The 12,163-nt window shown below is 61.5% G+C and carries 9 protein-coding genes and 1 rRNA gene; 5 read left to right on the forward strand and 5 right to left on the reverse strand.

Annotated features, from left to right (window positions below; all coding sequences use genetic code 11):
* Positions 1-13: 13 nt before the first annotated feature.
* From iclR to ACP3TA_RS03700, 5 genes are all read left to right on the forward strand, one after another.
* A complete protein-coding gene (iclR, locus tag ACP3TA_RS03680; protein WP_004936648.1) occupies positions 14-844 on the forward strand; it encodes a glyoxylate bypass operon transcriptional repressor IclR in 831 nt (276 codons plus the stop codon).
* A 252-nt stretch (positions 845-1,096) separates the two neighbouring features.
* Positions 1,097-1,636 (forward strand): gluconokinase, encoded by a 540-nt coding sequence (gene gntK, locus ACP3TA_RS03685; protein ID WP_004936645.1) that lies wholly within the window; start codon positions 1,097-1,099, stop codon positions 1,634-1,636.
* Positions 1,633-2,970 carry a gluconate transporter gene (gntU, locus tag ACP3TA_RS03690; protein ID WP_025304479.1) on the forward strand — a complete coding sequence of 446 codons (1,338 nt, stop codon included), beginning with the start codon at positions 1,633-1,635 and terminating at the stop codon, positions 2,968-2,970. Before gntK ends, gntU begins: the two co-directional genes overlap by 4 nt.
* Before the next feature lie 98 nt (positions 2,971-3,068).
* A complete protein-coding gene (gene edd / locus ACP3TA_RS03695; RefSeq protein WP_033644379.1) occupies positions 3,069-4,883 on the forward strand; it encodes a phosphogluconate dehydratase in 1,815 nt (604 codons plus the stop codon).
* Between the two features lie 54 nt (positions 4,884-4,937).
* Positions 4,938-5,579, forward strand: coding sequence for a bifunctional 4-hydroxy-2-oxoglutarate aldolase/2-dehydro-3-deoxy-phosphogluconate aldolase (locus ACP3TA_RS03700; RefSeq protein WP_025304481.1), 642 nt, complete (start codon positions 4,938-4,940; stop codon positions 5,577-5,579).
* A 1-nt stretch (position 5,580) separates the two neighbouring features.
* On the opposite strand, the gene aceK is transcribed toward ACP3TA_RS03700, so the two are convergent.
* From aceK to rrf, 5 genes are all read right to left on the reverse strand, one after another.
* Positions 5,581-7,335: a bifunctional isocitrate dehydrogenase kinase/phosphatase gene (gene aceK / locus ACP3TA_RS03705; RefSeq protein WP_060660186.1), complete on the reverse strand. Its 1,755-nt coding sequence runs from the start codon at positions 7,333-7,335 to the stop codon at positions 5,581-5,583.
* 69 nt (positions 7,336-7,404) lie between these two features.
* Positions 7,405-8,712, reverse strand: a complete 1,308-nt coding sequence (aceA, locus tag ACP3TA_RS03710) for an isocitrate lyase (RefSeq protein ID WP_033639246.1) — start codon at positions 8,710-8,712, stop codon at positions 7,405-7,407.
* A 41-nt stretch (positions 8,713-8,753) separates the two neighbouring features.
* Positions 8,754-10,352, reverse strand: a complete 1,599-nt coding sequence (gene aceB, locus ACP3TA_RS03715) for a malate synthase A (protein WP_206196500.1) — start codon at positions 10,350-10,352, stop codon at positions 8,754-8,756.
* Positions 10,353-10,726: 374 nt separating this feature from the next.
* The gene (metA, locus tag ACP3TA_RS03720; RefSeq protein WP_033644374.1) at positions 10,727-11,656 is read right to left on the reverse strand and encodes a homoserine O-acetyltransferase MetA; all 930 of its coding nucleotides are present in this window, start codon (positions 11,654-11,656) and stop codon (positions 10,727-10,729) included.
* Between the two features lie 381 nt (positions 11,657-12,037).
* Positions 12,038-12,153, reverse strand: a 5S ribosomal RNA gene (gene rrf, locus ACP3TA_RS03725).
* Positions 12,154-12,163 lie beyond the last annotated feature (10 nt).

Below are 12,163 nucleotides of genomic sequence, written 5' to 3' on the forward strand. Positions count from 1 at the left end.
AGGAATCTCACCCATGGCCACCCCTGCTCCCGCCAAGCGCGGCAAGAAGCCCCGCGCAGCAGCTCCCGCCGCCAGTGCGGCGACCGGTCAGGTACAATCGTTGACCCGTGGCCTGAAACTGTTGGAATACATTTCGGAAGCCCAGGGCAACGTGGCGCTGACCGATCTGGCCCAGCAGGCCGGCCTGCCGAATTCCACCACTCACCGCCTGCTCACCACCATGCAGCAGCAGGGATTCGTGCGTCAGGTCGGCGATCTCGGCCTGTGGACCATCGGCTCGCACGCCTTTGTGGTCGGCAGCAGCTTCCTGCAAAGCCGCAACCTGCTGGCGATGGTGCATCCGACGCTGCGCCGCCTGATGGAGGAATCCGGCGAAACCGTCAACCTGGCGGTGCTGGATACCAGCGAGTACCAGGCGATCATCATCGATCAGGTGCAGTGCACGGCGCTGATGCGCATGTCGGCGCCGATCGGCGGCAAACTGCCGATGCACGCCTCCGGTGCCGGCAAAGCGTTCCTCGCCACCCTGCCGGACGATCAGGTGACCAAACTGCTGCACAAGAAAGGCATGCACACCTACACGCCGCATACCCTGACGCCGCACAACCTGAAAGAGGGGCTGGCGCAGATCCGCAAACAGGGCTTCTCCTTTGACGACGAAGAGCACGCGCTCGGCCTGCGCTGCGTGGCGGCCTGCATCTTCGACGAGCACCGCGAAGCCTTCGCCGCCATTTCCATCTCCGGCCCGGTGTCGCGCATCACCGACGATCGTGTGATCGAGCTGGGCGCGCTGGTGATCCACGCGGCGAAAGAGATCAGCCTGGCCTACGGCGGCGTGCGCTAATCCTGCTCATCCGAGGGGCGCCCCAGTGCGCCCCTGCTCCCCTGCCATGCTCTGTTGTCAGCATGTAACAGGCTGTCGGCATCCTGTTTAGCGCACAGGAAAAAAGCTTGAAGCCGATCACAGTTAACGATCCTCACGGCGAAAGCCCATTGCAACCGCTCAAACTTCCTTCGACAATGTTACCGATAACATGTTACCGGTAACAATCAAATTGAACGAAGGTAACGTCACCCGGTGTTTTGGAGCCAAGCCATGACCAACAATCAAAATCGCATTTACGTCGTTATGGGCGTTTCCGGCAGCGGCAAGTCCGCCGTCGCCGCCGCCGCGGCCCGCCAACTCTCCGCCGGCTTCCTCGACGGCGACTTCCTGCACCCGCGCAGCAATATCCTGAAGATGGCCGCCGGCGAAGCGTTGAACGATGACGATCGCGCCCCGTGGCTGGCCGCGCTCAATGACGCCGCCTTCGCCATGCAGCGCACCAACAACGTGTCGATCATCGTCTGTTCGGCGTTGAAAAAGCAGTATCGCGACCGCCTGCGCGCCGGCAACGGCAACCTGTCATTCATCTATCTGCACGGCGAGTTCCCGGTGATCGAATCCCGCCTGGCGGCGCGCAACGGCCACTTCTTCAAGCCGCAGATGCTGGTCACCCAGTTCGCCGCGCTGGAGCAACCGGGCGCCGACGAGAACGACGTGATGGCGATCGACATCAATCAGCCGCTGGACGCGGTGATCGCCGATACCGTGCGCCATATCCAGAGCTTCCTGCCGCAGGACGTGTGCGCGTGAGTACCGTAACGCTGGTCGGTACCGCAGTCGGCTCGGTTTTACTGCTGTTATTCCTGGTGATGAAGGCGCGCATGCACGCCTTCGTCGCGCTGATGCTGGTGTCCATCGCCGCCGGCATTTTCTCCGGCATGCCGCTGGAACACATCGCCGACACCATGCAAAAAGGCATGGGCGACACGCTGGGCTTCCTGGCGATCGTGGTGGCGCTCGGGGCGATGTTCGGCAAGATCCTGCATGAGGTCGGCGCGCTCGATCAAATTGCGGCGCAATTGCTGAAACGATTCGGACAAAGCAAGGCGCACTACGCGCTCGGCATCGCCGGGCTGATCTGCGCACTGCCGCTGTTCTTCGACGTGGCGGTGGTGCTGCTGATCGGCATCGTGTTCGCCGTGGCGCGCCGCACCGACGGCAATATCGTCAAGCTGGCGATCCCGCTGTTCGCCGGCGTGGCCGCCGCCGCCTCCTTCCTGCTGCCGGGGCCGGTGCCGATGCTGCTGGCGTCGCAGATGAAGGCCGATTTCGGCTGGATGATCGCCATCGGCCTGGTGGCGGCGGTGATCGGCATGCTGATCGCCGGCCCGCTGTACGGCAGCTTTATCAGCCGTTTCGTCAACTGGCCGATGCCGCCGGAAGAGAATGAGCCGACGCTGACCAAGGGCAATCTGCCGTCGTTCGGCTTCAGCCTGGCGCTGGTGCTGTGCCCGCTGGTGCTGGTCGGCATGAAAACCATCGGCGCGCGGCTGGTCACCCCCGGCTCGCAGCTGCAGCAGTGGCTGGAGTTTATCGGCCACCCGTTCACCGCCATCCTGCTGGCCTGCCTGATCGTGATTTACGGTCTGGCGAAGCCGCGCGGCATGAGCAACGAACAGACCCTGGCCATCTGTTCCGCTGCGGTGCAGCCGGCCGGGATCATCCTGCTGATGACCGGCGCCGGCGGGGTGTTCAAGCAGATCCTGGTGGATTCCGGCGTAGGGCCGGCGTTGGGTGACGCCATGATCGGCGCCGGCCTGCCGATCGCCGTGGCCGCCTTCGCGCTGTCCGCCATGGTGCGGGTGATTCAGGGCTCGGCCACCGTCGCCTGCCTGACCACCGTCGGTCTGGTGCTGCCGGTCACCAGTCAGCTCGGTCTGAACGGCGGGCAACTGGCCGCGCTGGCCATCTGCATCGCCGGCGGCTCCATCGTGCTGAGCCACGTCAACGACGCCGGCTTCTGGCTGTTCGGCAAATTCACCGGCGCCAACGAACTGCAAACGCTGAAAACCTGGACGGTGATGGAAACCATTCTGGGCAGCGTCGGCGGCGCCATCGGCATGATTGCATTCACGATGTTTTAAATCCTGAATCGCCCCCGGCCTTGCACACCAGGGCTGCAAATCACCCCCGGGGGCACCGCCACAGGCGGCGACTATAACAACAGCAATGTGAGGAAGGCATGATTAATCCAACCTTGTCCCGTGTCACACAGCGCATCATCGACCGTTCCCAGGCCAGCCGCGCCGCCTATCTGGCGCGTATCGAGGCCGCCCGCTCCCAAACCGTCCACCGCGCGCAGCTCGCCTGCGGCAACCTGGCCCACGGCTTCGCCGCCTGTCAGCCCGATGACAAGGCGTCGCTGAAAAACATGGTGCGCAGCGATATCGCCATCATCACCGCTTACAATGACATGCTGTCGGCCCACCAGCCGTACGAACACTACCCGCAGCGGCTGAAGCAGGCGCTGAAGGCGGTCGGCGCCGTGGGCCAGGTGGCCGGCGGCGTGCCGGCGATGTGCGACGGGGTGACGCAGGGGCAGGACGGCATGGAGCTGTCGCTGATGAGCCGCGACGTGATCGCCATGTCGGCCGCCGTCGGCCTGTCGCACAATATGTTCGACGGCGCGCTGTTCCTCGGCATCTGCGACAAGATCGTGCCGGGGCTGGTGATGGCCGCCCTCTCCTTCGGCCACCTGCCCGCGCTGTTCGTGCCGGCCGGCCCGATGAGCAGCGGCCTGCCGAACAAGGAAAAAGTGCGCGTGCGCCAGCTGTACGCCGAGGGCAAGGCCGACCGTCTGGCGCTGCTGGAGGCCGAGGCGGCCTCTTATCACGGCATCGGCACCTGCACCTTCTACGGCACCGCCAACACCAACCAGATGGTGATGGAAGTGATGGGTCTGCATCTGCCGGGCGCCTCCTTCGTCCATCCGGACACGCCGCTGCGCGACGCGCTGAACGACGCCGCCGCGCGCCAGGTGACCCGACTGACCGATACCGCCGGCAACTACCTGCCGATCGGCCGCCTGGTGGACGAGAAAGTGGTGGTGAACGGCATCGTCTCGCTGCTGGCCACCGGCGGCTCCACCAACCTGACCATGCATCTGGTGGCGATGGCGCGGGCGGCGGGCATCATCATCACCTGGGACGATTTCTCGGAGCTGTCGGAGGCGGTGCCGCTGCTGTGCCGCATCTACCCGAACGGCCCGGCCGACATCAACCAATTCCAGGCCGCCGGCGGCGTGCCGCTGGTGGTGCGCGAGCTGCTGCAACACGGCCTGCTGCACGAAGACGTGCACACCGTGGCCGGTTTCGGCCTGCGCCGCTACACCCAGGAACCGTGGCTGGACAACGGCCAATTGATATGGCGCGAAGGCGTGGCCGGCTCGCTCGACGCCAGCGTGATCGCCAGCGTGGCCCAGCCGTTCGAACATCATGGCGGCACCAAAGTGATGGCCGGCAATCTGGGCCGCGCAGTGATGAAAACTTCGGCGGTGCCCGCCGATAACCAGATCATCGAAGCGCCGGCGGTGGTGTTCGACAGCCAGCACGATATCGTGCCGGCGTTCGAAGCCGGCAAGCTGGATCGCGATTGCGTGGTGGTGGTGCGCTTCCAGGGGCCGCAGGCCAACGGCATGCCGGAGCTGCACAAGCTGATGCCGCCGCTGGGCGTGTTGATGGATCGCGGCTTCAAAGTGGCGCTGGTGACCGACGGCCGCCTGTCCGGCGCCTCCGGCAAGGTGCCTTCCGCCATTCACGTCACCCCGGAAGCCTATACCGGCGGCCTGCTGGCGAAAGTGCGCGACGGCGATCCGATCCGCGTCAACGGCCGCAGCGGCGAGCTGCAGGTGCTGGTCGACGCCGACGAGTTGGCGCGGCGCACGCCTTGCCAACCCGATCTGAGCGCCGAACACATCGGCTGCGGCCGCGAGCTGTTCGGCGCGCTGCGCAGCCAGCTGTCAGGCGCCGAGCAGGGCGCCTGCTGCATCAAATTTTAATCGATAGCCTGGCCGCATCGCCGCCTGGCGGCGGCCACAGAGGAGAACGTCAGCATGAACAAGTGGACAACAAGCGCCGAGCAGATCCTGACGGCGGGGCCGGTGGTGCCGGTCATCGTGATCAACAAGCTGGAACATGCGGTGCCGCTGGCGAAAGCGCTGGTCGCCGGCGGCGTGCGGGTGCTGGAGGTGACGCTGCGCACCGCCTGCGCCATGGACGCCATTCGCGCCATCGCCCAAGAGGTGCCGGAAGCGATCATCGGCGCCGGTACGGTGATCAATCCGCAGCAGCTGCGGGAAGTGACCGAGGCCGGCGCGCAGTTCGCCATCAGCCCGGGGCTGACCGACGAGCTGCTCAAAGCCGCCACCGCCGGTTCCATTCCCCTTATACCGGGCATCAGCACCGTTTCCGAGCTGATGCAGGGCATGGATTACGGCCTGCGCGAATTTAAATTCTTCCCGGCGGAAGCCAACGGCGGCGTAAAAGCGCTGCAGGCGATCGGCGGCCCATTCCCGCAGGTGCGTTTCTGCCCGACCGGCGGCATCTCGCCGGACAATTACCGCAGCTATCTGGCGCTGAAAAGCGTGCTGTGCATCGGCGGCTCCTGGCTGGTGCCGGCGGACGCGCTCGAAAGCGGCGACTACGCGCGCATTACCGAACTGGCGCGCGCCGCCGTCGCGGGCGCCCAGGCCTGATTTACATCGCAGCGGTGGCGGCCGGCAGCGCCGCCCCGCTGCGCTGGCTGAACCGCTGCTTCTTGCGATAAGCGAACACGTCTTCCACATGCCCCTCGCGGATGCGCTGCTGCAACCCGCGCCAATACTCCGCGGTAAACAGATCGCTGTGCAACTCTTCAAACACCTGCCGAATGCGCCGATCGCCGCACAGGAAGTGGCGGAACTCTTCCGGGAACACATCGTTGGGCGCGATGCTGTACCACGGCTCGCTGGCCAGCTCGTCCTCCGGATAACGCGGCGGTGGAATGTCGCGGAAGTTGACCTCGGTCATGTAGCAAATCTCGTCGTAGTCGTAGAACACCACACGCCCGTGGCGCGTCACGCCGAAGTTCTTGAACAGCATATCGCCGGGGAAAATATTGGCGGCGGCCAACTGCTTGATCGCATTGCCGTACTCTTCAATCGCATCGCGCATTTGCTGGTCGTTGGCCTGCTCCAGATACAGGTTCAGCGGCGTCATGCGCCGTTCCATATACAGATGTTTGATCACGATGCGATCGCCGAGATCTTCCAGCTTGCCCGGCACTTCACGCCGCAGCTCCGCCAATAGCTCAGGGCTGAGACGCGCCTTGTCGACGACGAAATTTTCGTACTCCTGGGTATCCGCCATGCGCCCGACGCGATCGTGCTCTTTCACCAGCTGATAGCAAGCCATCACCTGCGCCTGCGTCACCTCTTTCTGCGGGGCGAACTCATCCTTGATCACTTTAAACACCCGATCGAAGGACGGCAGGGTGAACACCAGCATCACCATGCCTTTCACGCCCGGCGCGATGATGAACTGTTCCTGTGAGTGCGCCATAAAGGTCAGGTATTCGCGATAGCATTCGGTTTTGCCGTGTTTTTGGCAGCCGATCGCCATGTACAGCTCGGCGGTGGTCTTGCCCGGCAGGATCTCGCGCAGCCACTCCACCATCGCCGCCGGCAGCGGTGCGTAGACCATGAAATAAGAGCGGGCGAAACCGAAGACGATGCTGGCCTCGGCCTTGCCGGTCAGGCAGGCGTCGATAAACAGCGCGCCCGATTCGCTGTGGTGAATCGGCAACAGGAACGGGTAAACGCCGTCGGCCAGGCGCAACTTGCCGACCAGCCAGGCGGCCTTGTTGCGATAGAACAGCTCGTTGGCGATCTGGAAGGTCGCCCCCGTCAGTTGCTGTGGGCTGAAGGCGCGTTGCAGCGCCTGAATGATGTAGCGAATGTCGCGTGTCAGATCCTCCCACGGCAACCGCAGCGGCAGATCGCTCAAGATGCTGCGCAGCATCGCCGGCAGATCGCCATTGGGGGTAAAATCGCGCGCCAGCGGACGCGGAATGTCGCGAAAACGCCGTTCCGGCTGCGAACTGAAAACGAACAGCTTGTCCGGCGTCAGATCGCGATGCTTGAACAACCGGCAATAGACCGAGTTGAAGAAGCTTTCGGCGATCTCAAAACGCGGGTAGTCCGGCAGCAGGTCGATATAGACCGCTTTGACCCGGCTGGGGAAGTCGGCGTCGAAATATTTCTGCCCGGTGATGCATTTAAGCTGCTCCACCACCAGACCGACGTGATGGTCGTACAGATGGATGCGCTTTTTCATCGCCTGCTGCACCGCCGGCCAGTCCGCCTGCTCAAAGCGCTGCTGCGCGCCGGCGGTCACTTCCAGAAAGCGGCCGTACTGCGCATCGAAGCCCTGCAGGATCGTCTGTGCGATCAACAACTCCAGTTTTGCCGCCATCCTTACCCCCACCAGAAAAAGAAGCCTGCGCATGCAGGCTCCGGGTGAAACGTCTTCAAGCTTGCCGCATCAGAACTGCTGTTCTTCCGTCGAACCGGTCAGCGCGGTGACCGAAGAGGCGCCGCCCTGAATGATGGTGGTGACCTTGTCGAAGTAGCCGGTGCCCACCTCTTGCTGGTGCGACGCGAAGGTGTAACCGCGCTCCACCGCGGCGAACTCCGCCTGCTGCACTTTCTCGACGTAGTGTTTCATCCCTTCGCCCTGCGCATAGGCGTGCGCCAGGTCGAACATGTTGAACCACATGCTGTGGATGCCCGCCAGCGTGATGAACTGATACTTGTAGCCCATGTCCGACAGCGCCTGCTGGAAGCGGGCGATGGTCTGGTCGTCGAGGTTCTTCTTCCAGTTGAACGACGGCGAGCAGTTGTAGGCCAGCAGCTTGCCTGGGTATTTGGCGTGGATGGCGTCGGCGAAGCGCTGGGCGGCATCCAGATCCGGCGTTGAGGTTTCGCACCACACCATATCGGCGTAAGGGGCATAAGCCAGACCGCGGCTGATCGCCTGCTCGACGCCGGCATGGGTGCGGAAGAAGCCTTCCGCCGTACGCTCGCCGGTGACGAAGGCGCTGTCATACGGATCGCAGTCAGAGGTCAGCAGGTCGGCCGCATCGGCGTCGGTACGGGCGATCACCAGCGTCGGCACGCCGAGCACGTCGGCCGCCAGGCGCGCGGCGACCAGTTTCTGGATCGCTTCTTGCGTCGGCACCAGCACTTTGCCGCCCATATGGCCGCATTTCTTCACCGCCGCCAGCTGATCTTCGAAGTGCACCCCGGCGGCCCCGGCGGTAATCATCGCTTTCATCAGCTCAAAGGCGTTCAATACGCCGCCGAAGCCGGCTTCCGCATCAGCGACGATCGGCAGGAAATAATCGGTGTACCCTTTGCTGCCCGGCTCAATCTGGTTCGCCCATTGGATCTGATCGGCGCGGCGGAAGGTGTTGTTGATGCGCTCGACCACCTTCGGCACCGAGTCCACCGGATACAGCGATTGGTCAGGGTACATGGCGGCCGCGCTGTTGGCGTCGGCCGCCACCTGCCAACCGGACAAGTAGATGGCCTCGACGCCGGCTTTGGCCTGCTGCAGCGCCTGGCCGCCGGTCAGCGCGCCCAGGCAGTTCACGTAGCCTTTGCGCGCCTTGCCATTCAGTAACGCCCACAGTTTGGCGGCGCCGTTTTGCGCCAGGGTGCATTCCGGGTTGACCGAACCGCGCAGATTGATCACGTCTTCAGCGCTGTAAGGGCGGGTAATGCCTTCCCAACGGGCCGATTTCCATTCCTGTTCCAGCTGCTGGATCTGTTGAGAGCGAGAGGTAGACATAATTTTTATCCTTTCAGTCATGTAGGGTTGATTGGGAAAGTTCAGGCCAGCAGCTCATAGCCGGGCAACGTCAGGAAATCGATTAATTCATCTTGCGTGGTGATGCGCTCCATCAGGCGCGCCGCCTCTTCGAACCGGCCGGCGTTAAAGCGCGCTTCCCCTACTTCTTCACGCACCACCAACATCTCTTCTTGCAACATCTGGCGGAACAGCGCCTTGGTGACCGGGCGCCTGTCGTTCAGGCTCTTCTCGTGGTGGATCCACTGCCAGATAGACGTACGGGAGATCTCCGCCGTCGCCGCATCTTCCATCAAACCGTAAATCGGCACGCAGCCGTTGCCGGAGATCCAGGCTTCGATGTACTGCACCGCCACGCGGATATTGGCGCGCATCCCCGCTTCGGTGCGTTCGCCGTCGCACGGTTCCAGCAGTTGCGCGGCGCTGATCGGCGCATCCTGCTCACGCAGCACGTCCAGCTGGTTTTGACGATCGCCCAATGCGTTGCCGAACACCTCCATCACCGTGTCCGCCAAGCCCGGGTGCGCCACCCAGGTGCCGTCGTGGCCATTGTTGGCCTCCAGCTCTTTGTCCGCCCGCACCTTATTCAGCACCCAGGCGTTTTTCTCGGCGTCTTTGCTCGGGATAAACGCCGCCATGCCGCCCATGGCGAACGCGCCGCGCTTATGACAGGTTTTGATCAACAGGCGCGAATAGGCGCTGAGGAAAGGTTTTTCCATGGTTACCGACTGACGATCCGGCAGCACGCGATCGCCGTGGTTCTTCAGCGTTTTGATGTAGCTGAAGATGTAATCCCAGCGGCCGCAGTTCAGACCGACGATGTGATCGCGCAGGTGATACAGGATCTCGTCCATCTGGAACACCGCCGGCAGAGTTTCGATCAGCACGGTCGCCTTGATGGTGCCGCGCGGCAGATCGAAACGATCCTCGGTAAAGCTGAAGACATCGCTCCACCAGGCCGCTTCCTCCCAGGACTGGGTTTTCGGCAGGTAGAAATACGGGCCGCTGCCCTTGGCCAGCAGCTGGCGATAGTTGTGGTAGAAGTACAGCGCGAAATCGAACAGGCCGCCGGGAATGGCCTCATCACGCCACAGCACGTGCTTCTCCGGCAGATGCAGACCGCGTACGCGAGCGATCAATACCGCCGGGTTCGGTTTCAGCTGGTAGATTTTGCCGGCTTCATTGGTGTAGGAAATGGTGCCGTTAACCGCATCGTGCAGGTTGATTTGACCGTCGATGACTTTGTCCCAGCTTGGCGCCAGCGAGTCTTCGAAGTCCGCCATAAACACTTTTACGTTGGCGTTCAACGCATTGATCACCATCTTGCGCTCGACCGGCCCGGTGATCTCTACCCGGCGATCGCGCAGGTCTTGCGGAATACCGCGGATCTGCCAATTGCCTTCACGAATGGAAGTGGTTTCCGAAATAAACCCAGGCAATTCGCCGCGATCGATATTTTGTTGCCAGCGGGCACGCGCCGCCAACAGCTCATTGCGACGTGGCGTGAATTTCCCCACCAGTTCCGCCAGAAATTCAACCGCTTCATCCGTTAACACCTGGCGCTCCGCAGCGGCGAAACCCTGCGTAAACCTTAACTCCGTGCCTGCTATCTGTTGCGTCATGACCTTGCTCCTTCCCATCGTTGCACCCGGGCGACCGGCGCATTTTCATCAGAAATCACTGTGGATCAGGGCGGATGAAACGATCCTAAACTGGTCAGATCTCATCCCGATAGCGTTAAGAATACCCAACAAAAAATAAAAATCAAAAACCATTTCCATTTTATTATTAAATATTTTATTAACACTTTATTATCAATTGGTTAGGATAAATAACACGATCAACAGGTAAGGAAATCGGTTCCAATAGAATTGCAAAGACGAACTAACGCGTTGTTAGGCAATGGTTTTTTGGGAGAATTGACGGGTAAAAAGAGGATCGTGCAGAGGATGAGCAGTGCGGCGGCCTCGATTCAGCCGCCGGCAGGCAGAAAAGATCAGTCGAGAGTCGGATTCATATGGCGCAGATCGTAAGGCGTGATCTGGTAGACGTAATAATTGAGCCAATTGGAAAACAGCAGGTGGCCATGGCTGCGCCAGGTGGCTTTCGGTGTCAGTGCGGGGTTGTCATCGGGGAAGTAGTTGAGCGGTACGGCAGGATCGAGGCCAGCTTCGTTGTCGCGACAATACTCTCCCGCCAGCGTCATTGTATCGTATTCCGGATGGCCGGTGACGAACGCCAGGCGCTTATCCCTGCTGGCGAACAGGTAGGCGCCGGCCTGCTCGGATTCGGCCAGGATGTCCAGGTCGGTATATTGGCGAATCACCTCGGTCGGGAAATCGGCATAGCGTGAATGCGGCGCCAGGAAGCTTTCGTCGAAGCCGCGCGTCAGCAACGCATGCTGCTGCAGCGTTTGGTGCGGATAAACGCCGGAGAGCTTCACTTCGCGCGTCATCTTGGGAATGCCGTACAGGATATTCAACGCCGCCTGTACCGCCCAGCACACGAACAGCGTGGAGGTAACGTGGTTCTTAGCCCAGTCGATCACACGCTCGATCTGCGGCCAGTAGGCAACATCGCAGAAATCGACCAGCCCCAGCGGCGCGCCGGTGACAATCAGGCCATCGAAGTTCTCATTCTGGATATCCTCGAAGTCGCAGTAGAAGTTGTTCAGATGCTCGGCCGGCGTGTTCTTCGATTCGCGGCTGTCGATGCGCAGCAGCTGGATATCAATCTGCAGCGGCGAGTTGGACAGCAGGCGCAAAAACTGGTTTTCCGTTTCGATCTTCTTTGGCATCAGGTTGAGGATCAGCACTTTCAGCGGCCTGATTTCCTGTGTTTTTGCCCGTGAGGATGTCATCACGAAGACATTCTCACCGCGCAAGAAATTGACCGCAGGTAACTCATCAGGAACACGAATCGGCATTGCTTAACCCTCACACATCCATTTATACGTTTAGACTTCTAGATGCCCGAAGATAGCGTTTTTTTCCGTCGATGTCGAGCGTTCAGCGGAAAGGTGAAAATGTTTCATTGCGCGAGCTGCGTCAGGATCTTGGCAGGGAGGATGAGAGGTACTGAAAGCAAAAAGGCCATCCTTTCGGATGGCCTCTTGGCTTATTTGATGCTTGGCAGTGTCCTACAGTATTCGTCTCATCCTGAGACTCTCCCCTGCGGGGCCGCCGCAAGCGGCGTTAAGGCCCGTTCCCGACGGGCCTTTCGCATGCCCATGCTCGAGCAGAACGCCAGATAACAGACAAAACAAAAAGCCCCATGCTTTCGCATGAGGCTTGTTGTTTTATTTGATGCTTGGCAGTGTCCTACTCTCGCATGGGGAGACCCCACACTACCATCGGCGCTACGGCGTTTCACTTCTGAGTTCGGCATGGGGTCAGGTGGGACCACCGCGCTATTGCCGCCAAGCAAATTCTTT

Origin of the sequence: Serratia sp. 2C06 (assembly GCF_050037615.1) — a bacterium.
In the GTDB taxonomy this organism is placed as follows: Bacteria; Pseudomonadota; Gammaproteobacteria; order Enterobacterales; family Enterobacteriaceae; genus Serratia; species Serratia ureilytica.